Origin of the sequence: Diaphorobacter sp. JS3051 (genome assembly GCF_015832135.1) — a bacterium.
In the GTDB taxonomy this organism is placed as follows: Bacteria; Pseudomonadota; Gammaproteobacteria; order Burkholderiales; family Burkholderiaceae_C; genus Diaphorobacter; species Diaphorobacter nitroreducens.
In genome coordinates, this window is the sequence record NZ_CP065406.1 from 1,747,148 (window position 1) to 1,770,675 (window position 23,528).

The 23,528-nt window shown below is 60.9% G+C and carries 23 protein-coding genes and 3 pseudogenes; 17 read left to right on the plus strand and 9 right to left on the minus strand.

Translation table 11 applies throughout. The features are described from left to right. Positions 1–365: 365 nt before the first annotated feature. The 6 genes and pseudogenes from I3K84_RS08360 to I3K84_RS08380 form a co-directional block, all read right to left on the minus strand. Positions 366–3,497 (minus strand): efflux RND transporter permease subunit, encoded by a 3,132-nt coding sequence (locus tag I3K84_RS08360; protein WP_196995893.1) that lies wholly within the window; start codon positions 3,495–3,497, stop codon positions 366–368. Positions 3,498–3,512: 15 nt separating this feature from the next. Beyond that, on the minus strand, positions 3,513–5,117 hold the full coding sequence (locus I3K84_RS08365) for an efflux RND transporter periplasmic adaptor subunit (RefSeq protein ID WP_196995894.1): 1,605 nt from the start codon (positions 5,115–5,117) through the stop codon (positions 3,513–3,515). Continuing rightward, entirely contained in the window at positions 5,114–6,238 is a 1,125-nt protein-coding gene (locus tag I3K84_RS08370; protein WP_370567803.1) for a TolC family protein, read from the minus strand. Before I3K84_RS08370 ends, I3K84_RS08365 begins: the two co-directional genes overlap by 4 nt. 149 nt (positions 6,239–6,387) lie before the next feature. Next, positions 6,388–6,633 (minus strand): DUF2789 domain-containing protein, encoded by a 246-nt coding sequence (locus tag I3K84_RS08375; protein ID WP_196995896.1) that lies wholly within the window; start codon positions 6,631–6,633, stop codon positions 6,388–6,390. Between the two features lie 130 nt (positions 6,634–6,763). Beyond that, positions 6,764–6,976 carry a GDCCVxC domain-containing (seleno)protein gene (locus tag I3K84_RS22230; protein ID WP_231403441.1) on the minus strand — a complete coding sequence of 71 codons (213 nt, stop codon included), beginning with the start codon at positions 6,974–6,976 and terminating at the stop codon, positions 6,764–6,766. A 27-nt stretch (positions 6,977–7,003) separates the two neighbouring features. Then, positions 7,004–7,582 (minus strand): annotated as a pseudogene (locus I3K84_RS08380) (HAD-IC family P-type ATPase); the annotation flags it as partial. Here I3K84_RS08380 and I3K84_RS08385 point away from each other — a divergent pair. From I3K84_RS08385 to I3K84_RS08395, 3 genes and pseudogenes are all read left to right on the plus strand, one after another. Beyond that, entirely contained in the window at positions 7,582–8,328 is a 747-nt protein-coding gene (locus I3K84_RS08385) for a hypothetical protein (protein ID WP_196995897.1), read from the plus strand. The pseudogene I3K84_RS08380 and the gene I3K84_RS08385 overlap by 1 nt on opposite strands. Next, positions 8,297–8,518: pseudogene (locus tag I3K84_RS08390) on the plus strand (type I restriction enzyme endonuclease domain-containing protein); the annotation flags it as partial. The gene I3K84_RS08385 and the pseudogene I3K84_RS08390, both read left to right, overlap by 32 nt. 15 nt (positions 8,519–8,533) lie before the next feature. Next, positions 8,534–8,662: pseudogene (locus I3K84_RS08395) on the plus strand (DUF3363 domain-containing protein); the annotation flags it as partial. A 68-nt stretch (positions 8,663–8,730) separates the two neighbouring features. On the opposite strand, the gene I3K84_RS08400 reads toward I3K84_RS08395, so the two are convergent. The 3 genes from I3K84_RS08400 to I3K84_RS08410 form a co-directional block, all read right to left on the minus strand. After that, positions 8,731–9,078: a DUF4148 domain-containing protein gene (locus tag I3K84_RS08400; protein ID WP_196995898.1), complete on the minus strand. Its 348-nt coding sequence runs from the start codon at positions 9,076–9,078 to the stop codon at positions 8,731–8,733. A gap of 125 nt (positions 9,079–9,203) precedes the next feature. Next, on the minus strand, positions 9,204–10,613 hold the full coding sequence (locus I3K84_RS08405) for a heavy metal sensor histidine kinase (RefSeq protein ID WP_182121143.1): 1,410 nt from the start codon (positions 10,611–10,613) through the stop codon (positions 9,204–9,206). After that, positions 10,614–11,297, minus strand: a complete 684-nt coding sequence (locus I3K84_RS08410) for a heavy metal response regulator transcription factor (RefSeq protein ID WP_111868794.1) — start codon at positions 11,295–11,297, stop codon at positions 10,614–10,616. A gap of 157 nt (positions 11,298–11,454) precedes the next feature. Between I3K84_RS08410 and I3K84_RS08415 the strand changes: the two genes are divergently transcribed. From I3K84_RS08415 to I3K84_RS08480, 14 genes are all read left to right on the plus strand, one after another. Beyond that, positions 11,455–11,790: a hypothetical protein gene (locus I3K84_RS08415; RefSeq protein ID WP_231403443.1), complete on the plus strand. Its 336-nt coding sequence runs from the start codon at positions 11,455–11,457 to the stop codon at positions 11,788–11,790. Beyond that, complete coding sequence (locus I3K84_RS08420; RefSeq protein WP_196995899.1) at positions 11,787–13,217, plus strand: TolC family protein; 1,431 nt, start codon at positions 11,787–11,789, stop codon at positions 13,215–13,217. The genes I3K84_RS08415 and I3K84_RS08420 overlap by 4 nt, the downstream gene beginning before the upstream one ends. A gap of 16 nt (positions 13,218–13,233) precedes the next feature. After that, complete coding sequence (locus I3K84_RS08425) at positions 13,234–14,646, plus strand: multicopper oxidase family protein (RefSeq protein WP_111868795.1); 1,413 nt, start codon at positions 13,234–13,236, stop codon at positions 14,644–14,646. A 33-nt stretch (positions 14,647–14,679) separates the two neighbouring features. Continuing rightward, positions 14,680–15,171 (plus strand): plastocyanin/azurin family copper-binding protein, encoded by a 492-nt coding sequence (locus I3K84_RS08430; RefSeq protein ID WP_196995900.1) that lies wholly within the window; start codon positions 14,680–14,682, stop codon positions 15,169–15,171. A gap of 37 nt (positions 15,172–15,208) precedes the next feature. Then, a complete protein-coding gene (locus I3K84_RS08435; protein ID WP_119558842.1) occupies positions 15,209–15,325 on the plus strand; it encodes a DUF411 domain-containing protein in 117 nt (38 codons plus the stop codon). A gap of 51 nt (positions 15,326–15,376) precedes the next feature. Then, entirely contained in the window at positions 15,377–15,718 is a 342-nt protein-coding gene (locus tag I3K84_RS08440; RefSeq protein WP_066691662.1) for a copper-binding protein, read from the plus strand. 90 nt (positions 15,719–15,808) lie between these two features. Then, a complete protein-coding gene (locus I3K84_RS08445) occupies positions 15,809–16,282 on the plus strand; it encodes a hypothetical protein (protein WP_066691664.1) in 474 nt (157 codons plus the stop codon). A gap of 25 nt (positions 16,283–16,307) precedes the next feature. Then, positions 16,308–16,583, plus strand: coding sequence for a DUF2933 domain-containing protein (locus I3K84_RS08450; protein WP_066691667.1), 276 nt, complete (start codon positions 16,308–16,310; stop codon positions 16,581–16,583). Beyond that, positions 16,580–17,248, plus strand: a complete 669-nt coding sequence (locus tag I3K84_RS08455) for an isoprenylcysteine carboxylmethyltransferase family protein (protein ID WP_119558837.1) — start codon at positions 16,580–16,582, stop codon at positions 17,246–17,248. The genes I3K84_RS08450 and I3K84_RS08455 overlap by 4 nt, the downstream gene beginning before the upstream one ends. A 51-nt stretch (positions 17,249–17,299) precedes the next feature. Continuing rightward, positions 17,300–17,596: a heavy-metal-associated domain-containing protein gene (locus tag I3K84_RS08460; RefSeq protein ID WP_196995901.1), complete on the plus strand. Its 297-nt coding sequence runs from the start codon at positions 17,300–17,302 to the stop codon at positions 17,594–17,596. Positions 17,597–17,626: 30 nt separating this feature from the next. Then, a complete protein-coding gene (locus I3K84_RS08465; protein ID WP_011803559.1) occupies positions 17,627–18,715 on the plus strand; it encodes an IS5-like element ISDisp1 family transposase in 1,089 nt (362 codons plus the stop codon). A gap of 287 nt (positions 18,716–19,002) precedes the next feature. Continuing rightward, positions 19,003–19,254: a DUF2933 domain-containing protein gene (locus I3K84_RS08470; RefSeq protein WP_059401319.1), complete on the plus strand. Its 252-nt coding sequence runs from the start codon at positions 19,003–19,005 to the stop codon at positions 19,252–19,254. Positions 19,255–19,257: 3 nt separating this feature from the next. Then, a complete protein-coding gene (locus I3K84_RS08475) occupies positions 19,258–21,591 on the plus strand; it encodes a heavy metal translocating P-type ATPase (protein ID WP_196995902.1) in 2,334 nt (777 codons plus the stop codon). A 20-nt stretch (positions 21,592–21,611) separates the two neighbouring features. After that, on the plus strand, positions 21,612–23,522 hold the full coding sequence (locus tag I3K84_RS08480) for a DUF3141 domain-containing protein (protein WP_196996090.1): 1,911 nt from the start codon (positions 21,612–21,614) through the stop codon (positions 23,520–23,522). Positions 23,523–23,528: the final 6 nt, after the last annotated feature.

The window sequence follows — 23,528 nt, forward strand, 5'->3', positions numbered from 1 at the left end:
GTTGTGGGCAATGTGCGGAGCATGGCACTCATGTCGGGTCTCGGCTTTAGGCTGGGTGCCGTCATCCAGAATTCGCGACCGAACGTCCGCAACTGGCGGCACCGGTCATCGCACGGTTCGCGGGCTGAGCGACTGCTGGACCACCAGGACCGGCCATTCGCCGACGCGAGCTCTTGGGTCGACCATACCCGGCGCACTGGGCGGGTATGCGCTGCACCGAATCGGGTGATCTGTCCGTCATGACGCGCATAGGCTCGAATGCCCCGCACCAATCGCATGGAGATTGACCGGAGCCATCAGAGTCGTCGTCTACATGCTCCCTCCATCAGGTAACAGATGAGAGAAGCCTCAAGTATTTGACGGAATTAGGCCACCACGCTTTTTAGTTTCCATTGTTTGACCAGGCCGTAGATCGCCGGAATCACCGCCAGCGTGAGCACGGTCGAAGAAATCATCCCGCCCACCATCGGGGCAGCGATACGACTCATCACTTCCGAGCCGGTGCCGGTCCCCCACAGGATGGGCAGCAGGCCCGCCATGATGGCGACCACGGTCATCATCTTGGGGCGCACCCGCTCGACCGCGCCTTCCATGATGGCTTCGTAGAGATCGGCCACGCCAGGCTCCTTGTTTTCCGATCGGCGCCGGGCCTGAATCTCTTCCCAGGCATGGTCGAGGTAGATCAGCATGATGACGCCCGTCTCTGCTGCCACCCCGGCCAGTGCGATGAAGCCCACCGCGACAGCCACCGACATGTTGTAGCCCAGCCACCACATAAGCCAGATGCCCCCCACAAGGGCAAACGGCACCGACAGCATGACGATCAAGGTTTCGGTCAGGCGCTTGAAGTTCAGGTACAGCAGCAGGAAGATGATGAGCAAGGTGACCGGGATGACGACCTTCATCTTCTGCACCGCGCGCTCCATGGATTCGAACTGGCCGCTCCAGGTGGCGTAGTAGCCGGGCGGGAACTGAACTTGCTCGTTCACGGCCTTGCGCGCGTCGGCCACATAACCGCCGATGTCGCGGTCCCGGATGTCGACAAAGATATAGGCCGACAGCAGCGCGTTTTCGGTACGGATGCCGGGTGCCCCCTTGGCGACTTCCACGCGCGCCACCTGTCCCAGCGGGACCATGGCGCCGTCCATGGTGGGCACCAGCACTTCACGGGCGATCTGCTGCGGGTCGGCGCGCAGCTCGCGCGGGTAGCGCACCGTCACGCCAAAGCGCTCGCGGCCTTCCACCGTGGTGGTCACCATTTCGCCGCCCAAGGCCGTGCCAATGACGTCCTGCAGCTCTCCTACCCCCAGGCCGTAGCGTGCCAGCTGCGCCCGGTCGGGTTCAATATTGAGGTAAAAGCCCCCTGTGATGCGTTCCGCGAACGCCGAGGTCGTTCCGGGCACCTGCTTGACCACGGTCTCGATCTCGCGCGCCAGGCGCTCCATCTCGCCCAGGTCCTTGCCGAAGACCTTGATCCCGATGGGCGTGCGGATGCCGGTGGAAAGCATGTCGATGCGGGCCTTGATGGGCATGGTCCAGGCGTTGGACACGCCAGGAAACTGCAGTGCCTGGTCCAACTCCGCGATCAGCTTGTCGATCGTCATGCCCGTGCGCCACTCGGACTCCGGCTTGAGGTTGATGACGGTTTCGAACATCTCGGTCGGTGCCGGGTCCGTGGCCGTGTTGGCGCGCCCGGCTTTGCCGTACACCGACGCCACCTCGGGGAAGCTCTTGATGATCTTGTTCTGCGTCTGCATCAGCTCGGCCGCCTTGGTGATGGACATCCCGGGCAGCGACGCGGGCATGTACAGCAGCGTGCCTTCGTTGAGCGTGGGCATGAACTCCGAGCCGAGCTGGCTGGCGGGGTAGAACGACACGCCCAGCACGATGATCGACGTGGCAATCGTCAGTTTCTTCCACCGCATCACGGCGGCGATGATGGGACGGTAGATCCAGATGAGGAACCGGTTCACCGGGTTGCGTGCCTCCGGCATGATGCGCCCACGGATGAACAGCATCATCAGCACGGGCACCAGCGTCACCGACAGTAGCGCGGCACCGGCCATGGCAAAGGTTTTGGTATAGGCCAGTGGCGAGAACAGGCGGCCTTCCTGCGACTCCAGCGTGAACACCGGCAGGAAGGACACGGTGATGATGAGCAGCGAGAAGAACAAAGCCGGGCCCACCTCCTTGCAGGCGGCAATCATGGCTTCCACGCGATCGGTGTTGGTGTGCTCCTCGGACAGGCGCTCCAGGTGCTTGTGGGCGTTCTCGATCATGACGATGGCCGCGTCCACCATGGCACCGATGGCAATGGCGATGCCCCCCAGGCTCATCAGGTTGGAGTTCATGCCCAACAGGCGCATGGAAATGAAGGCGATCAGCACCCCCACCGGGAGCATCAGGATCGCCACCAAGGCTGAGCGCACATGCATCAGGAAGACCACGCAGACCAGCGCGACGATCAGGCTTTCTTCGATCAGTGTGCGCTTGAGCGTTTCAATCGCGCGGTGAATCAGGTCGGAGCGGTCGTACACCGCCTCGATGGTGACGCCCTGCGGCAGGCCGGTCGACACCTCGGCGATCTTCTCCTTCAGGTTGTGAATCACTTCCAGCGCGTTCTGGCCGTAGCGCGCCATGGCAATGCCCGAGACCACCTCGCCCTCGCCATTGAGTTCCGTCAGACCCCGGCGCTCGTCGGGCGCCAACTCCACGCGGGCGATGTCACGGATGAGAACCGGCGTGCCCTTGTCGGCCTTGACCACCAGGTTCTCGATGTCGCCAACGCCCCGCAGGTAGCCCTTGCCGCGCACCATGTACTCGGTCTCGGCCATCTCCACCACGCGGCCACCCACGTCGCGGTTGGAGTCGCGCACCACCTGCGACACCTTGGCCAAGGGAATACCGTAGGCGCGCAGCTTCACCGGATCGACGGTGATCTGGTAGGTCTGCACGAAGCCGCCGATGGATGCCACCTCGGCCACGCCATGGGCCTTGGTGAGCTGGTAGCGCAGGTACCAATCCTGCAGCGTGCGCAGCTCGGCCAGGGTCTTGTCCTTGGCCAGCAGCGCATACTGGTAGACCCAGCCCACGCCGGTGGCGTCTGGCCCGATCTGCGGCGTCACGCCCTTGGGCATGCGCCCGGCGGCGAAGTTGAGGTATTCGAGCACACGCGAGCGGGCCCAGTAGATGTCGGTGCCGTCCTCGAAGATGATGTAGACGAACGAGGCGCCGAAGAAGGAGAAGCCGCGCACCACCTTGGACTTGGGGACCGACAGCATGGAGGTGGTCAGCGGGTACGTGACCTGGTCCTCGACCACCTGCGGGGCCTGGCCCGGGTATTCGGTGTAGACAATAACCTGTACGTCCGACAGGTCCGGCAGAGCGTCCAGCGGCGTCTTGAGCACGGCATAGACCCCACCCACGACGACGAACAGGGTCGCCAGCAGCACCAGGAAACGGTTTCTCCCAGACCAGTCAATGATCTTCGCAAGCATGGTGTCTCCCAAGGATCAGTTGTGGCCGGCGTGCGGATTGGCCGTGGTTTTGCCCCGGGGCTTGGCGGCGGTGATCACCCACTCGCCCTGGCCGCGTTCGACGAATTCGAACGCCACCGCCGCGCCCGGTTGGAGATCCTTCAGCAAGGCACTGTTCGCCACCTTGAACTCCATGGACATGGCCGGCCATTTGAGGCTGGCCACCGGGCCATGCGCCAGGGTGACCGTGGAGGTTTTGGTGTCAACCTCCTCCACCGTGCCTTCGGCTTGGTGGCCCACGCCGGTGACGGCCTTGGTATTGGTGGAACCCTCCGTGGGGATTTGCGCACCGTGTCCTGCATGTCCCAGGCTCCCGACGGCAGCCTTGAGATTGCTTTCCGCATCAATGAGGAAGTTGGCGGCCACCACCACCATCTCGCCATCCCGCACGCCCTCGATGATTTCGATGCGGTCCTCGCTGCGGGCACCGACCTTCACGTCACGGGGCTCGAAACGGCCCTCCTGGAGTTGCACCAGCACGATCTGGCGCGTGCCGCTGTCGATGACGGCCGACGTCGGCACCGTCAGGACGGCCCCCTTCGAGGTGGCGGGCAGTTCCACCTGGGCAAACATGCCCGGCTTCAGCAGTCCGCCTGGATTGGCCAATTCAACCCGCACGGGCACGGTGCGGGTTTCCGCCGTGAGCGTGGGATAGACGTAGGTGATGGAGCCGGTGAACACCTTGTCGGGGTAGGCATTGATGCGAACCGATGCCTTCGTGCCGGGCTTGACCAGGCCGATGTCCTGTTCGAACACATCGGCGATCACCCACACGGACGATAGATTGGTGACCTGGTAGAGCGCGTCGCCCGGCATGAAGCGCATGCCTTGCACGGCCTTCTTTTCGGTCACGATACCCGCCACCGGCGAGCGGAACGTGAGCGTGCGGCGCGCCGCGCTCGACTGGGCCAGCGCCTTCACCTGTTCGTCCGAAATATCCCAGTTGCGCAGGCGCGCCAGGCTGGATTCGGCGAGCTGGCGCATGCCGTTCTGCGTTTCCTCGCTGGCGCCTTTCAAGGCATCGACCCCCTGGGCGGCGATGACGTATTCGCGCTGCGCCGACACCAGCTCCGGGCTGTAGACCTCGAACAAGGGCTGACCCTTGCCCACGGCCTGTCCGGTGGCATTGACATGCAGGCGTTCGACGTAGCCTTCGAACTTGGGCGTGATGGCGTAGGTCAGGCGCTCGTCGGGCTCCACGCGGCCTGCGGCGCGCAGCATCTTGTCCAGGGAGCGCAAACTGGCGGCCTCGACACGAACCCCGAGCTTCTGGACCTTGTCGGTGCTGATCTTGATCTGATTGGTGCTCCCAGCATCCGGCTCTTGCTCGCCTTCGTAGACCGCGATGTAGTCCATCCCCATCGGGTCCTTCTTGGGCGTGGGTGAGGTATCGGGCAACCCCATCGGATTGCGGTAATACAGAACCTTGCGCTCCTTTTTGTCGCTTGCCGAACCCACTGTCGAAACCGCTTGCGCCGACCCTTGCGCGGCGGATTGCCGCTGACCGTACCAGTAGCCACCGCCCGCAGCCAGTGCCGTGGCCGCCAGCACGAGCGCGCCTACCTTGAGATTTGTTGTCATAGTTCTTCTCCAACGATGCGCTCGATGTCTGCCAGCCGCGTTTGCGCGGCCACACCTGCCTTGACCTGGTTGAGCTTGGCCTGGCGGATTTGCCTCTGGGCATCCAGCAGCGTGGCGAAGTCCACCTTGCCGGATTCATAGCCTGCCAACGCGGACCGGTAGGTCAGTTCCGACTGGGGCAGCAGGCTCTCCGTGGTCAATGCCAGCGTGCGGCGCGCTGCCTCCAGGCCAGCGACGTTTTCATATAGATCGGCGAGCACCTGGTTGGTGGCGATTTCGCGGCGCGAGCGCGCGGCCTCCAGCATGGCCTGCGCCTCCCGCTCCTGCGCGCGCCGGGTATCCTGCTGCAGCGGAATGGTGACCTCGACCATCAATTCCCATTCCCGGACCGACTTGCCGTACTGAATGGGCGACACCCCCACCGCGAAGTCCGGATAGCGGTTCTTGTAGGTGAGTTCGCGGTTTTTTTCCGCCGCCCGGATCTGTGATTCCTCGGTTCTCAACAGCGGATTGCTGGCCCGCGCGCGCTGCTCCAGGACATCAAAGCGCATGCTCTCGGATGCAGGAAGCGTGCGAATGCGCTCCGGCGTGGCCAACGCCTCGCTGGCGGGACGCCCCACGAGCGCTTTCAACCGCGCCTGCAGCTGGCTACGTTCCGCTTCGAGGGCAATCAATTCATTGCGCATGCTGGTCTGCTCCAACTGCGCGCGGATCACGTCCTGCTGCGCCGCCAGTCCGCTGGCATAGCGCACCTGGGCCACCTTCTCCAGGCGTGCCATCAGATCCAGGATCTCCCGGGTGAGCCGTTCATTCTGGTCAAGGTAGTAAAGCTGAGCGTAGGCCGTCTTGATCTTGGCGGCCAATTCGCTCCAGGTACCCGCCACCCGTCCCCGCGCTGCCTCTGCCTGCAGTTCAGCGGCTTCACGCTTGAGACCCCGTTTCCCAAACCATGGCAGCTCCTGCGTGAAGATGTAGCGTGTGCTGCCGACCCGCCCTGGCAGCAGCGTCGGATTGCGCTCGCCCATCCGGGTGATGTCGCGCAGCTCCATGCTGAACTTTGGGTCGGGCAAGGCCCCGGCGGGCAGCACCCGCTCTGCGGCGGCATCGGCTTCGAACTGCATGCTGGCGAATTCTGGATTGCCCTCCCGCGCCGCAACCAACAGCCCTTCCAGATGGGCGCCAAGTCGCCCCTCCTGACTGAAACTGGTCTGGCTGAAAACGAGTGCCAGCACAGCGGCGCCGACGGATAGTCTCAAGCGGATCGCGGGCATCACTTACCTTCCGATCCACGCAAGGCAGTGTTCAATTGGTCAACGACCTCCGCCCAATCCGCATCCAGCAATATTTCATCCCGCAGCAGGGACGATTGCGCTTCGCTCCAGAAAGGGGCGTTTTCCAGCCGGATGGATGGGTGGAGTGGGCTGTGGCGCGCCAGGAATTCCTGGATGCTCCGGGTGTCAGAGGCCAGCCCCAGTTGTTGAAATAGCTCGGTGAACCGATGGTAGGTCGAATCCATGGTGTTGATTCCCTCAGTGTTCTTGCCGGCGCGTCGGATCAGGAGCGCCATCCCATGCGGCCATTCTCGACAGGCGGGCCTGATAGAAGGATGAGCCTCAGATTACTTTTCTGTTATCTGCGGCTGGCGGCTAACTGCAGCAACTGCGCTGCAGCTGTACCGGCGGGCAAGGCATGGATCCGAACGAGCAAAACACGCAGCAATCCCCCGGGCGAGGTCGCAGAAGTGCCTTGCACTGGCGGCATTCGTAGAAATACTGGCAGGCATTCGTGGGCATCGATTCCTGCCGTGCGAAGCCGCAGTGCGGGCAGGTCAGCACGGATTCGAGAAGAGCGGCATTCATGGTTTTTGCGGGGAGGTGCCTACACCATCAATGGCCACGGCGCAGTCGCAGAGCATTGAAAATCACCGACGCCGAACTGAGGCTCATCGCCAATGCCGCGATCAGAGGGGACAGAAGCCACCCGGTGAACGGATACAGCACGCCAGCGGCAATCGGCACGCCGATGCCGTTGTAGACAAAAGCGAAGAGCAGGTTCTGGCGCATGTTCCGGACGGTGTCGACGGAAATGTCCCGTGCTGCCGTGATACCGCGCAAGTCGCCCTTGACCAGCGTGATCTGGCCGCTGTTCATGGCCACGTCGGTGCCGGTGCCCATGGCCACGCCGACGTCGGCCTTGGCCAACGCGGGGGCATCGTTGATGCCATCGCCGGCCATGGCGACGATATGGCCGCCTCTCTGAAGCTTGTCCACAAGCGCCAGCTTGTCGACTGGCTTGACCTCTCCATGCACTTCGTCGATGCCGAGCCTCGCGCCCACGGCCTTGGCCGTGGTCAGGCCGTCGCCGGTCGCCATCACGATGCGCAGGCCGCTGGCATGGAGCGTCCGGATCGCATCCGGTGTGGTGGACTTGATGGGGTCGGTCACGGCCAGAATGCCGGCCAGCTGTGTCTGGCCTGAATTGGGAGGTGGCGGACTTTCAGGAACTGGCGAAGATTGTGGCCGTTATAGCAGTCGGTCAGGTCGTACATGCCGCGCGGATCCTGGATCAGCTTGAGAAAAATGCACCAGCGATTTCGATTCCGCAATTAAACGAGGCTGCGTGTGAACAACTAACCATCAAGTCGGGCCTGAATCCAGAGCAAGAAAAAGCGGCGCGCGCCCACCGTGACGGTTTTCTCTTCGAGTGCATTTCTTGGATCGCAACACGCCAAGGAGCAAACGACCGAATCTTCCAGAAAGATCCCCTCATAAGTGCTACTTCGCAAGGTCTCGACGGATTGGTAGTTGAGCTTGAACCGATGAAGGCACAAATCAAGACGGTGACGATCTGCGAAGACAAGTGCACGGACTACCCACGGAATAAATTTCGGGACGAGGTGATGCCTACATTCACGGAGCACCACGGAAACCAGGTGCGTGGACGCGAGTTGCTCGCGACGGCGGTGGACATCATCAAGTCCAAGTTCACCAACGACACGGAGGCATTGATTGCAGCCCAAAGAGTAATGGAGCTAGGCCGCCGCCGCTACCGTGCAGCCTTGACAGTGGACGCCACCATCGTTACCCCGGCAAAGCGGGCCAAGCTGTTTAAGGACTACAACGGACTGGCAGGTATCGAGCAGTCTCAGCGAATAGGTGCCACCTTCGTAATGAGCGGGGACCGACGAAACCCTCAAGAAGATTGCCCATGAGCTGACCGAGAACCTGCGCCAGAACCTGACGGTGGATTGGTCAGAACGTGAGAGCGTCAGGGCCAAGCTGCGACTGATGGTCAAGCGGGTCTTGCGCAAGTACAAGTACCCGCCAGTCTTGCAGGAAGAGGCGGTGGACTTGGTGCTGCGGCAGGCGCAGGTGTTTGGGGAGAGCTGGGGCGGCGGTTAGCCTGACTCCGGGGCGATGGGATTCAGCCTGGTGCCGTGGAAGCCGGTGATTGAGCAGCGGCTGGGACAGCAGATCGCCGCGACGGTGCGCGGCGGTGGGGTGTCATGGGAAATTGGACGGCGGCCTGGGCTGTCCCGAGGTTAGTCAGGCCGACGCCAGCGATCCCACAGAATGGATTCAACGTGCTCTGCTGGAGCACCAACTGGGGGCTATCAACCCCGGGAGTAGAGACGCAGACGCGCGGAGCGTTCGGCAGGTGACTCGCTCAGCAGTTCGTTGATTACTTGCTCACGCGTCTTGCCAGAACTTACATCAGGTGTGCGGATGGGGTAGTTGCTCTCACCATAAGAAAGGCGGCCTTGCCGCATCGCAGCCTCGGTCTCCGCCTTGACTTGGGCGCGGGTTTTCTCGCTCTTGAAGTGTTCCGGGTGAACGATTACGCCCTTTTCATTGTTGGCAGGATGCTCGTAGGCTGCCGAAGCCATCCCTGGAAGGCCCAGAGCAACCACTGCGGTTGCGGCTGCGATCATGGAAGAAAGGGAGAGGCGTTGTTGGGTCATGGTTGAAGCTCCTAAGGAAGGTGGATGAAACTTGCATCTCTCATGCCTTGGTCGGGCGTTGAGGAGATGTGTTCATCGTAGGGAGCGCACCCCAACAGAATCCGGACAGCCAGATGAGATTGTTGTCAGCTTGATGGCTGTGAGCCACGGTGAGGAAACATCAAGGTGAAGCAGGTTCGCCCGTCGCCCGACGTCGCCGTGACGCTACCGCCGTGGGCCTCAGCGATGGCACGTGTGATGGCCAGGCCCAGCCCGGAGCCATCGGAGTCCGGATGGGCCCTGGAAGCATCGGCTCGGTAGAAGCGGTCGAACAGCCGGGGCAGGATCTTGGCATCGATGTCGGTTCCAGTGTTCTCCACGGCCACTGTCGTCGTTTGTGCCGTGCTGGTGATACGGATGGTGATGTCGCCGGCCTCGGGCGTGTAACGCAGGGCATTGGACAGCAGGTTGCTCACCGCACGGCGGAACATCAGGCGATCGCCTTCGACCTCGCCGTCTCCTTTCAACTGGAGCCGGATGCGTTTTTCCTCGGCCACGGCCTCGTAGAACTCCAGCAGCGCCAGCGCGTCCTGGCGGGCGGAAAACCGCTCCTTGTGCGGCAGATCCACGCCGCGCTCGGTCTTGGCTAGGAACAGCATGTCGGACACCATGCGTGCCAAACGCTGAAATTCCTCGGCATTGGAGGCCAGGATGTCGCGGTACGTCGCGGCATCGCGCTTGGTCGTCAGCGCCACCTGCGTCTGCGTCAGCAGGTTGCTGATGGGGGTGCGCAGCTCGTGCGCGAGGTCCGACGCGAAATCGGTAAGGCGCTGGAAGTCCTCCTGCAGGCGGTCCAGCATGCGGTTCAGCTCTTGCGCCAGATCGGCCATTTCCACCGGCACGGCCTCAACTGGCATGCGCTCGGACAATTTCTGACCTGTGACCACGGCTGCGCGTGACTTCATTTCACGCAGAGGCGCCAGTCCTTGACGCGCCGCGAGCCACGACAGTAGCCCACACACGATGATGGCCGCGATCACGTAGAACGCCAGACTGCTGCGCAGCTCAGTGAGGAATTGGGTGTGGTGTTTTGTATCCGCTGCGATCAACACCTGCAACGCTGATGCGGAGTAAGCCGGGGCAGTTCCAAAGCTCAATGTGTGGAACTCGGTATCGTGGTGACGCCAAACCCCGAAAACACTCGTCTCCTCGGTACTCAGGGCATCGCCGCTTTGCACATTGAGGTTGGATGTTGACGATTGAAAAATGCGCTCTCCCTGGGGGTTCTGCACCAGGACATAGAGATCATGGTGATAGTTCAAAGCTTCGCTCAAGCGCAAGCTTGCGTCGTCCACTGAATTGGCATTGCCAAGAATTTCCTCGATCAAATGCCGCTTTTCCTGCAGAGCCATCCGGTCCAGTTCGACGAAATGCTGCTCAATTTCCACCAGAAAAAGACCTCCCAACCCAAGCACCACAGCAGCTGCCACCACGGTGAAGAACAGGGTGAGGCGACGGGTCAGCGAAAGCTTGCCCAAACGCAGTTTCGACTCCACCTATTCTTCCTCTGGCACGTCCAGCACATAGCCCATACCGCGCACGGTCTGGATGAGCTTGAGGGGTTGGCCTTCATCGATCTTCATGCGCAGGCGGCGCATCGCCACTTCGATGACGTTGGTGTCGCTGTCAAAGTTCATGTCCCACACCTGCGAGGCGATCAGGGACCGTGGCAGCACTTCACCGTGTCGGCGCATCAGTAGCTCCAGCAGGCCGAATTCCTTGGCCGTCAGATCGATACGCTTGCCGTTGCGGGATACCCTGCGGCGCAGCAAATCCAGTTCCAGGTCTGCCACTCGCAGCGTGGTGCTCTCGTTGCCTGCATGGCCGCGCCGCAGGATGATGCGTACCCGGGCCAGTAACTCGGCAAACGAGAACGGCTTGACAAGGTAGTCGTCGGCCCCGAGTTCCAGTCCTTTGACACGATCTTCCACTTGATCGCGGGCAGTCAGGAACAGGACGGGCATTCCGATCCCCCGGTCACGCAGGGCTTGCAGCACTTGCCAGCCATTCAGGCCAGGCAGCATGACATCCAGGATCAGCAGGTCATATTCGCCCTGCAGGGCCATATGCAGGCCATCCGCGCCGTTGGGCACGAGGTCGGAAATGTATCCAGCTTCTGTCAAACCCTGACGCAGGTACTCACCCGTTTTGGGCTCGTCTTCGACGATCAATATTTTCACGTGTGCGCTTCCGTTCAATGCTTTGGCGAGAGTTTGCCAAGTTTGAGGCGTTCTGACAGGTAGATAACAACAATGTAATTTTCAGGACATCTGAATGAAAGGGTGGTCTCTCCAGAATCTCCACATCATGAGATCAAAGATTCTTTTAGAGGAGACCATGCTCACTTCCAGTTACCTGCCGCCCTTCAGGGCTCTGTTGCCTTCGACACTGGTGTTGTTTGCGGGGGCAGCTTTCGCACAAGCTCCAGCAGATACCGAGACTCCCAAGCCTGCACCGCTGGCAACGTTGCAATACGCTTCCCCTATCGGGGCTTATCAGGGCTATGCGGATCAACCGGTGCAATCCTGGCGCGAAGCCAATGATCGTGTGGGCCAGATTGGCGGCTGGCGCGCCTATGCTAAGGAAATCAAGTCGGGCGAGCCCGCGTCCGCCAAGGATGCTGCTCCTGCTAGCGATCCCCACACGGGCCATCACGGGGGAGGAAAACCATGATGCCTTTGCGTGCCACTCATGCCAAATTGGCTCTGTCCGCACTCGGATTGGCAGTGCTGACGGGATGTGCCAGCGTCAGCCTGGATCAGAACATCAATCGCGTCAACGACGAAGCTGGCAGTTTTACCGGGGGCAAGCTCGCGTTGGCTCGTACCCTGGATGAACGCGACCAGCGTGCGCAGGCCGCTCAAGCCTTGCTGGCGCAGCCTTTGGAGCAGAAAGATGCTGTCCAGTTGGCCTTGGTGAACAGCCCATCCCTGCAGACCCTTCTGGCGCAGGGTTGGGCAGAGTCTGCGGATGCCGCGCAGGCCGGGCGGATTGCCAACCCCATTTTCAGTTTTGAGCGCATGGTCGCAGGCGATGAGCTGGAGTTTGGGCGCGCTTTGTCCTTCGGCTTGCTGGATCTTTTGACGCTTCCCGCACGGCACGGCGGCGCTACCCGGCGCATTGAGCAAGCGCAATTGCGTCTGACCAGTGATGTGGTGGATCAGATCACCCGTGTGCGCCAGTCCTGGGTGCGGGCCGTGGCCGCGCAACAAACGCTCAAATATGCCAAGCAGGTCTATGACAGCGCGGAAGCAGGAGCGGAACTGGCCAAGCGCATGCAGGCGGCGGGCAACTTCAACCGGATTACCCGTGCACGGGAGCAAGCTTTCTACGCCGATGCCGCCACCCGGCTGAGCGCAGCGCAGCACCAGGCTACGGCCAGCCGCGAAGAACTGGTGCGACTGCTGGGGCTAGATGAGGCGCAGGAACAAACGCTTAAGCTGCCGGAGCGATTGCCGGAGCTACCTAAACAGCCAATGGAGCCGCAGACGGTCGCCTTGCAAGCAACCCAGGCGCGTCTGGATATCCGCTTGGCCCAATCCGCGCTCAATGAGGCCGTCAAGGCCCAGGGTCTGAACATGGTGACCAGCTTCACCGATATCGAACTCACCGGGCGTCGCAACACGACCTTTGACAACGCTGAGGGCACTCGTTCTACTGCGCGCGGCTGGGAAATCGCCGTACGCCTTCCGATCTTCGATTGGGGCGGGATACAGCGTGATGCGATGAACGCACGGACCTTGGCCGCAGCCAACCAGCTCGAAGCCACCGTGCGCGCAGCAGGCTCCAGCCTGCGGGAAAGCTACTCGGCCTACCGCACGGCCTACGACGTGGCCCGTCACCACCGCGATGAAGTCGTGCCGCTGCGCAAGGTGATCTCGGAGGAAAACCAGCTTCGCTACAACGGCATGCTGATCAGCGTTTTCGAGCTGCTGGCCGATGCGCGCGATCAGGTCAGCGCCGTCTCCGCTGCCATCGACGCACAGCAGCAGTTCTGGCTGGCCGACGCCGCCATGCAGGCGTCCGTGATCGGACGCCCCACGAGCACCAGCCTGTCCGTCGCATCCAGTGCACCCGGCGGCGGCGACGCCGGCCATTGAAGCAAAGAACATCATCATGACATCCAGACGAGATTTTTTTAAGTTTGCCGGCATCGCAGGTGGCGCTGTTGCGGCGAGCTCGGTCAGCCGTGTGGCCATGGCGGCATTGCCCGAGCCGGTGATCCAGACCAGCCCGAACACCATGGCGCCGCTGGTGCCCAACTCGGGGCGGCCCTACAACCCGGTGGTCACACTTAACGGCTGGACACTGCCGTGGCGGATGAATCAGGGCGTCAAGGAGTTTCACCTGGTCGCCGAGCCTGTGGTGCGCGAGATGGCGCCTGGCTTCAAGGCCCATTTGTGGGGCTACAACGGCCAGAGTCCCGGGCCCACCATCGAAGTGGTGGAAGGCGATCGCGTTCGCATTTTTGTGACCAACAAGCTGCCCGAGCACACCAGCATCCACTGGCATGGACAGCGTTTGCCCAATGGCATGGACGGTGTGGCGGGATTGAACCAGCCCGCAATCCAGTCGGGCAAGACCTTCGTCTACGAGTTCGTCGCACGCCGGCCAGGCACGTTCATGTACCACCCGCATGCGGACGAGATGGTGCAGATGGCCATGGGCATGATGGGCTTCTGGGTCACGCACCCGAAGGACAAGCATCCCTTGATCGACGTGGTGCAGAGAGACTTCTGCTTCCTGCTGAGCGCCTACGACATCGAGCCTGGCGCTGCGACCCCCAAGGTTGCAGAGATGACGAACTTCAATCTGTGGACATGGAACAGCCGTGTCTTTCCTGGCATCGACTCCTTGAACGTCCGGCTCAACGACAAGGTGCGTATTCGCATCGGCAACCTCACCATGACCAACCACCCGATGCACTTGCACGGTCACGAGTTTTTGGTCACCGGCACGGATGGTGGTCCTACACCCAAGAGCACCCGTCTCTATGAAGTGACCACCGACGTGGCCGTGGGCCAGATGCGCCAGATCGAGTTCCTCGCGGACGAAGAAGGTGACTGGGCATTCCACTGCCACAAAAGCCACCACACCATGAACGCAATGGGTCACGACATTCCCACCATGATTGGCGTAGACCACCGGGGCGTGGCCAAGAAGATCAACAACCTGATTCCCGACTACATGGTCATGGGCGAACGGGGCATGGCGGACATGACCGAGATGGAGATGCCCATTCCGGACAACACCGTCCCCATGATGACCGGGGAAGGCCCCTTCGGCTCGGTGGAGATGGGTGGCATGTTCAGTGTCCTGAAGGTGCGCCGCGACCAGAAGCCAGGCGACTACAAGAACCCGGGTTGGTACAAAAACCCGGAGGGCACGGTGGCGTATGAGTACACCGGTCCGATGGCGGAGCCCGCGCGATTCAGCGCAGAGGGCGGCCAGTCCATGCCGCGCGTTCGCAAGCCTGCAACGCCGACCGAAGTCAAGGTGCGCAAGCCTACATCGCATGGCGCGCATTGATTTTTTCCTTCAATTTTCAACCTGAGACCATCCATGAAATTCACGCGCTCCACTATTTCTCAACTCTTCGCCATGGCTGCACTGGCCGCATCGGGGGCAGCCTTCGCTGCCGGCAACCATGCAGGTGGCCACGGTGACGAGGGTGAGACAGCCATTGGCAAACCCGGCGTCGCCGCCAAGGCCCGTCGCACCATCACCATCGAAATGAGCGACAACATGCGCTACACGCCGTCGAACATTCAGGTCAAACAGGGCGAAACCGTGCGCTTCGTTGTCAAGAACGTCGGACAGGTCAAGCACGAACTCAGCCTGGGCACCGAGAAGGAGCTACTGGAGCACCTGGAACAGATGAAGAAGTTCCCGGACATGGAGCACGACGAACCCGGCAAGGTGACGCTGCAGCCTGGCAAGCAAGGCGAAATCGTCTGGCAGTTCACCAAGGCCGGAGTCGTGAACTTTGCCTGTCTGATGCCTGGCCACTACGAGGCCGGCATGAAGGGCACTGTCCAGGTTGGCAAGAAGTAATACGCCACCGTAGAGCCTGGAACAAGAAGTCCGCGTCATGTTCAAGAAAAAGCCCCGAGCGCTGGGACTGGCAGTGCCCGCCATGCCGATGGGCTTACCGGGCACGAATGGGCCGGCTTACAGCGGTCGGCGCACCCCCTTCAAGCGCTGCTGATTCAGAAAGATGGATTAGCAGAAATTTTCAACATGTATTCGTAAGGTCATCATGAACACCATCAAACAAATTCTTGCCATTTCCGCCGTGGCCGTGGGTATAGCGCTGCCCATGAGCAGCTTTGCCCAGGCAAGCATGGAGCCTGGCAAGACAGAAGCGGCACAGTCGGCGTCCCTGACCGATGGCGAGATCAAGAAAGTTGATCTGGACAACGGCAAGGTCACCATCAAGCACGGTGAAATCAAGCACATGGACATGCCCGGTATGACCATGGTATTCACCGCGAAGGACAAGAGCCTGTTGTCCAACGTGAAGCCTGGCGACAAGGTCAAGTTCATGGTCGTCAACGAGGGCGGGAAGATGGTTGTCACAGACATTCAGCCCGCTCAGTGAGAACAAGCTGCTTTAGCGTGCTGTGTCGTCGCGGATGGATTTATTGATTGCTGACTGCGACGGTTTTGTAATCTGGAGAAGGAGAGCACTATGTCAAAAATTCACCATACCCTGATCGGGGTCTGTGTCGCTGCGGCCTCACTGAGCGTGATGGCGCAAGCCGCCGATGAGCACAAGGCCCATCACCCTGCAGGTAGCACGCAGCCCGCGTCCACCCAAATGAAGACTTCCGCAAAGCCAATGGGTACGGGGCCGATGGCTGGAATGGCCAAGATGGACGAGCATATGAAGTCCATGCAAGCGATGCACGAAAAGATGATGGCGGCCAAAACGCCGGAGGAGCGGCAGGCACTCATGGACGAGCACATGAAGCTCATGCAGGACGGCATGGGGATGATGCAGCAGATGGGCGCAGGCATGCAGGGCATGGGTGGCATGCAAGGTGGAAAGGGCATGTCCTCCAACATGGCCGAGCGTCATCAGATGATGGAAAAGCGCATGGAAATGATGCAGTCCATGATGCAAATGATGATGGACCGCCTGCCTGCCACGCCGACCAAGTAACGCACCCACCTGATTGCGAGTCACCATGAGCCATCAACACGACGGACACGAGTCGCCCCCCAGTTTCTGGAGTTCTCGATACGCCATCGGCTACGTGGCGATTGGTGCCGTGGCGGCGTATTTTTTGTTGACAGAACACCTCGCGCATGTCGTCGGGGCGCTACCTTTTCTCCTGCTCCTCGCCTGCCCGCTGATGCATGTTTTCATGCACGGCAGCCACGGTGGGCATGGTCACCATGGCCAGAGCAAGCCTGATGTGTCGAAGACTGCCGAATCGCGCAAAGAAGGAGATCCCCAGTGAACCACACCGAATCTGCTTATGGCCTGTGGTCGTTGGTCATCATCAATTCAGCGATCTTCATCATGTTTGCGTTCAGCTTTTTCAAGCCTGCAACGGCCCGTGACTGGAGGACGTTTGGCGCATTCGCAGCCTTCATAGTTGCCTTGTTCGTAGAGATGTATGGCTTCCCGCTGACGATTTATCTGATATCGGGCTGGCTTCAAACCAAGTTCCCTAATCTGGATCTGCTCTCCCACACCTCGGGTCACTTGTGGTCCACCCTGTTGGGCGAAAAGGGCGACCCGCATTTCGGCGTACTGCACATCGCCAGCTACGTTTTTCTGGGCTTTGGTTTCTACCTGTTGTCCACAGCGTGGAATGTGCTCTACCACGCTCAGCGTGGCCAATCGCTTGCAACAACAGGCCCCTACGCGCGCATTCGCCATCCGCAGTACGTGGCTTTTGTGATGATTCTGCTGGGCTTCCTGCTGCAGTGGCCCACCTTGCTGACCTTGGCCATGTTCCCTGTCTTGCTCCTGATGTACGGACGTCTGGCAATCACCGAAGAGAACGAAATGCACAAACAGTTCGGTGCAACTTACGACACATACGCCCAGCGCACACCCCGGTTTATCCCTCGCATGGGCAAGGCCCAGTCGACGACTGACTCGGTGTCAAAAAGATGATCTGGAATATTTCCCCGGCGGTATACGTTTCAATTTTTAGGAGTTTGATATATGAAAACGATTGATCTGCAAGTCGAGGGCATGAGCTGCGGCTCATGCGTCAAGCACGTCACGCACGCATTGCAACCGCTGCCGGGTGTCAGTGGGGTGGAGGTCGATCTCCAGTCTGGGCATGTCCGGGTGAGCGGGGAACTGGCGCAGGGCAGCGCCCCATTGTTGATGGCATTGACGGATGCGGGTTACCCCGCAAAGCTGGCCACAGACGCGCCCATTCCCGCTGCGACCTCGCAGCCTAACAGGCCGTTGAAAAATCCCCCGCCGACGCCCGCGTTGGCCGCTACGATCTGAAGCCATCGGTGAACGACCCAGACGAGGACGATGAGAGGCAGTCAAGATTTCCAGGGGGCGATGTTCAGCTACATCAGCCTTGAAGAGCGCGTGCCGCAGGCACACCCGCTGCGCAAGTTGCGCGCGGTGGTTGATGCGCTGCTGGCAACCATGAACCGCGAGTTCGAAGCGGTGTACGCCCGCCGTGGCCGCCCATCGGTGCCACCGGAGATGCTGCTCAAGGCCTTGCTGCTGCAGATCCTGTTCTCCATCCGCAGCGAGCGCCAGTTGGTCGAAGCGATCAACTACAACCTGCTGTACCGCTGGTTCGTGGGCCTGAACATCGAAGACAAGGTCTGGGACCACTCCACTTTCAGCGCCAACCGCGAACGTCTGTTCAACGAAGACCTCGCCCGCGCCTTCTTCGAGCGCGTCAAGCTCAGTGCCCAGTGGGGCAAGCTCGCCAGCGACGAGCACTTCAGCGTGGACGGCACGCTCATTGACGCCTGGGCCTCGCACAAGAGCTTCAAGCGCAAAGACGACGACAGCGGCACGCCGCCTGGGCGCAACCCCGAGGTGGACTTCAAGGGGCAGGAGCGCTGCAACGACACCCACGAGAGCACCACGGACGCCGATGCCCGGCTGTTCAAGAAGAGCCAGGGCGACAAATCCCGCCTGTGCCACATGGGGCACATCCTCATGGAGAACCGCAACGGGCTGATCGTGGATGTCGAGATCACCCACGCCAGCGGCACGGCCGAGCGCGAGGCGGCGCTGGCCATGTTGGAGCGTCGGGGCAACAGGAACAAACGGGCCACGGTCGGTGCCGACAAGGGCTACGACAGCAAGGCCTTCATCAAAGGCTGCAGAAAGCTCAAAGTCACGCCCCACGTGGCGGCCAAGGACAAACACTCGGCGGTGGATGCGCGAGTGACACGGCACGAGGGCTACAAGACCAGCCTGAAGGTGCGCAAGCGCATCGAAGAGGCCTTTGGCTGGATCAAGACCGTCGGTGGTCTGGCAAAGACCAAGCTGATCGGTCAGGCCAAGCTCACGGGCCAGGCGCTGCTGTGCTTTGCCACCTACAACCTTGTGCGAATGGGCAGCATCGGCGGCTGGTGGGACGCGCATCATGCGTGAGCCCAGGGATACGTGCGCCCGAAATGGGCGGGAGGGCCTGCAAACCGGCCAGATGGGCCGTTGCAATCGCTGCGCAGACGCGTCTGGGCAGCTCGTGTCTTCGCACTCAGCGTCCCTGATGCGTTCGAAAAGCACTTTTTCAACGGCCTGCTAAAGCCTCGGGCTGCCACAGCGGCGGTGCGGGGGGCTGTGGTTGCCGATGACGGCCACGGTATTTGATTCAGGGTCGACCGGCTGGGCGCGTCCGCGCCCGCACCTTTTGCTGGCAACTTTGAAGGAGCAACGCCATGGATCAGCCTGACAACGACTCCCATGCGCCATCGTTCTGGCGCCGCCCAGCCGGCATGGCGCTGGCAACGGCTGCCGTGATCGCTGGTTTTTATCTGCTGCGAGAGCACTGGGGCCATGTTCTGGGTTATTGGCCCTACCTGCTGCTGCTCGCCTGTCCGCTAATGCACCTGATGCACGGCCACGGCGGCCATGGTGGGCACGGCAACCATGCGCAGACGCCCCGGCGCACCAACAACGACAAGGAATAAGCAATGGACATGCATGCACACCACCATCACGGCAGTCACCCCCCTGCCGAGCCAGCCTCGCCAAAGGATCTAAAGGATCCGGTGTGCGGCATGACCGTTACGGAGCAGTCTGAACACAAATTGACGCACGAAGGGCGGCCCTACTATTTCTGTAGCGCCAAGTGCCAAGGCAAGTTCGCAGCGAACCCACTGCAATACCTTGTATCTACTGCACCCGAGGACACCGCGCCAGAGCCGGCCGGCACCATCTACACCTGCCCTATGCACCCCGAGGTGCGGCAGGATCATCCTGGAGTCTGTCCCAAGTGCGGCATGACATTGGAGCCCATCATTCCACTGGACGAGGAAGACAACCATGAGTTGAAGGATTTTCAGCATCGCTTCTGGTGGACGCTGCCATTCACAGTCATTGTCACCGTTCTTGCAATGTTCGGCCATCGTCTTGGATGGTTTGACATGAAGGTGCAAACCTGGGTTGAGCTGGTGCTTTCCTTACCCGTCGTGTTGTGGACGGGGTGGCCCTTCTTCGTACGCGGCTGGCAGTCTCTCGTCCTCCGCAGCCCCAACATGTGGACCTTGATCGGTTTGGGTACGGGCGCGGCCTTTCTCTACAGCCTCGTGGCTACCGTGGCGCCGGGCGTGTTCCCGGATTCATTCATTTCCATGGGGCGCGTGGCGGTCTACTACGAGGCGGCAGTGGTCATCATCTCGCTGACCATGCTGGGCCAGATCATCGAGTTGAAGGCCCGTTCGCAAACTTCTGCGGCCATCAAGGCGCTGCTCGGTTTGGCACCCAAGACGGCACGTCGGATCAATGCGGATGGCAACGAAGAAGACGTACCGCTGAACCATGTTCACGTCGGTGACCTGTTGCGCATCCGCCCCGGCGAGAAAGTGCCGGTCGACGGCGTTGTGACTGAAGGCAGCAGTGCGGTCGATGAATCCATGCTGACCGGTGAGCCTGTGCCGGTGACCAAACGCCTTGGTGACAAGGTGATTGGCGCCACGATGAACACCAGTGGCGCCCTGGTAATGCGCGCCGAGAAGGTCGGTGCGGCCACCATGCTGTCGCAGATTGTTCAGATGGTGGCCAATGCCCAGCGCTCGAAGGCGCCCATGCAGCGCATGGCGGACGTGGTCGCAGGCCAATTCGTGGTCGTGGTGGTGCTCATCGCCATTGCCACCTTCTTTGTCTGGGGTTGGTTCGGTCCGGAACCTAGCTGGGTGTTTGGCTTGATTAACGCAGTGGCCGTCCTGATCATCGCTTGCCCCTGTGCGCTGGGGCTGGCCACGCCGATGTCGGTGATGGTGGCCACAGGGCGTGCCGCGACACAGGGGGTGCTGTTCCGTGATGCTGGCGCCATCGAAAAAATGCGCGAGGTCGACACGCTGATTGTGGACAAGACAGGAACACTGACCGAAGGTAAACCCGCTTTCGACACCGCAGTTGCCGCACCTGGCTATACAGCGGACGAAGTTCTGCGCCTTGCTGCCAGTTTAGACCAAGGCAGCGAGCATCCTTTGGCAGAGGCCATCGTCAGTGCAGCACGCGCCAAGGGCCTGGAACTGATCAAACCGCTAGATTTCGAATCTGGCAGCGGTATTGGCGTGCGCGGCATGGTCGATGGGAAGCATCTGGTGCTGGGCAACACCGCATTGATGCAGCAGGAGGGCGTGGCCACTGATGCGCTCAAGATCGATGGCGAGCGTCTGCGCAGTGAAGGCGCCAGCGTGATGCATCTGGCCGTGGACAGACAACTGGCTGGCATCCTGGCTGTGACCGATCCCATCAAGGCCACCACGCTGGAAGCCATTAGGACTTTGCACGCCAGCGGCTTGCGCATCGTGATGGCAACTGGCGATGGTCTGACCACCGCCAAGGCAGTGGGTGCAAAACTTGGCATCGACGAGGTGCATGGCGAAGTCAAGCCCGCAGACAAGCTGGCGCTCGTGGAACGGCTCCAGAAAGAGGGCCACATTGTCGCGATGGCCGGCGATGGTATCAACGATGCGCCTGCGTTGGCCAAGGCCGATGTCGGCGTGGCCATGGGCACGGGAACCGATGTGGCTATGAACAGTGGGCAGGTCACGCTAGTCAAAGGCGACTTGCGCGGAATCACTGCGGCGCGTGATATCTCCACTGACACTGTCCGAAACATGCGCCAGAACCTCCTGTTCGCATTCGTTTACAACGGCATTGGGGTGCCGATTGCGGCAGGCGTGCTGTACCCGTTCACTGGGTGGTTGTTGTCCCCGCTGATCGCGGCACTGGCCATGAGCCTGAGCTCGGCCTCGGTGATATTCAATGCGCTGCGTTTGCGGCGCGGAAAAAGATGACCCCGTAGTTCGGAGGAATGATGAAAACCCCCACGTCACCACAAAAACCTCGGACCTCTCAACGCACCACGGCGGGGGGTAAGGAAGCAGCGGTGCAAGGGACGCACCGCCAGGCAGAGGATCTACCACCGACCGTCTTGGATCATTCCGAGGAGTTGTTGAAGCCTGCGCCACAGGATGCGTCTAGTGGCATGAAAAGAGCAGCTGAAGCACCTTCGGCGCAGGACTATTTCGATTACCAGCGCGACTTCTTCGAACGCACCATTCTGTTCTGGGACACGCTTCGCCAGCGCGCGAACAACATGCTGGAGCACGAGCGAGCCGGATTGCCGCCGCTTCTGGACTTCAAGTATGAAACGCTGTTGGACGCGCGCAGCTTCGAACGGTCCGTCAACTATGCACTGCTGCGCATCACGGAAATCGACGGGCATTGCTGGGACGACTGCGTCGATCCTGACAAACCTCCGGTCATTGTTGTCGATCCACGCGCCGGCCATGGCCCTGGGATCGGCGGCTTCAAGCGCGACTCTGAAGTCGGAATGGCGATGCGCGAGGGCCATCCGGTTTATTTCGTGATCTTCTTTCCCGAGCCGACTCTGGGGCAGACCCTGGCAGACGTGTTGCATGTGCTGCGGCGTTTCGCCGAAGAAGTTGCGCAACGCCATCCTGGCAATCCTCCTGTGCTTTATGGCAACTGCCAGGCCGGGTGGGCGCTGACGCTGCTGTCCGCAGACTGCGCCGGTCTGATCGGACCGGTGGTGCTCAATGGCTCACCCTTGTCATATTGGGCTGGCGAGTCCGGTGTCAATCCGATGCGTCTTTCCGGAGGGCTCCTTGGCGGCAGCTGGTTGGCGCATCTGACGGCCGACCTGGGCAATGGCCGCTTCGATGGAGCCTGGCTGGCGCAGAATTTCGAGAACCTCAAGCCCGAAAAGGCTGTTTGGGAGAAGTACGCCCAACTCTTCACCAACGTCGACAGTGAGCAGGCGCGTTTTCTGGAGTTCGAGCGTTGGTGGAACGGTTTTTATTTCCTGAGTCGGGAAGAGATCCTTGCGATTGTTGAAAACCTGTTCATCGGCAACCAGCTTGAACAGGGTCTTTTCCAGATTTGCCAGGGTTGCACTGCTGACCTCAGGCGGATCAGGAATCCAATCGTCATCTTTGCGTCCTACGGCGACAACATTACGCCACCACACCAGGCGCTCGGATGGATTCCGGCAGTCTACAAAGACACCGAGGATCTCAAGCAGGCCGGACAGCGCATCGTCTACCTCACGAACCCGCACGTCGGCCATCTCGGCATTTTTGTCTCCGCCGGGGTGGCGCGTCTGGAGCACCGGGCGATCCTGGAGAGCCTGGCTGAGATTGAGGCGCTGGCCCCGGGCCTCTATGAAATGAAGATCGACAACCCGTCGGGTGACCCGGACTGCCATAAGCCCACCTACAGCATCCGCTTTGAACCCCGTCAGGTTGAAGACCTGAAAACGGATTACCCGCAGGAAGCTTTTGAGCGGGTGAAACAGGTCTCGACATTCAACGAGGCGCTTTACCGGGCATTCGTCAGTCCTTGGGCGCAAGCGCTGTCCACACCCTGGACAGCCCAAATGCTCAAGTGGCTCCATCCGATGCGCACCAGTCGGTATTTGCTCTCGGAAACGTTCAGTCCGTGGATGCGCGGCGTTGCCTTGCTGGCCGAGCCGCTTGGCAAGAACCGCCAGCCGCTTGCGCCGCATCACCCGTTGATCGAGCGTGAGCGTGAAGCTGCAGGGGAAGTGACCCATGCGCTGGGAAGGCTGCGCGAAGGCCGAGACGCTGCGAGCGAGCAGGCGTTTCGCCTGATGTTTCAAAACCCTGTCTTGTTCGCAGGCGTCCTGGGGATGGTGGGTAAAGAGGGTGGCAACGGTAATTCAGTGCGCCCCAACGCCGACTGAGCCCTG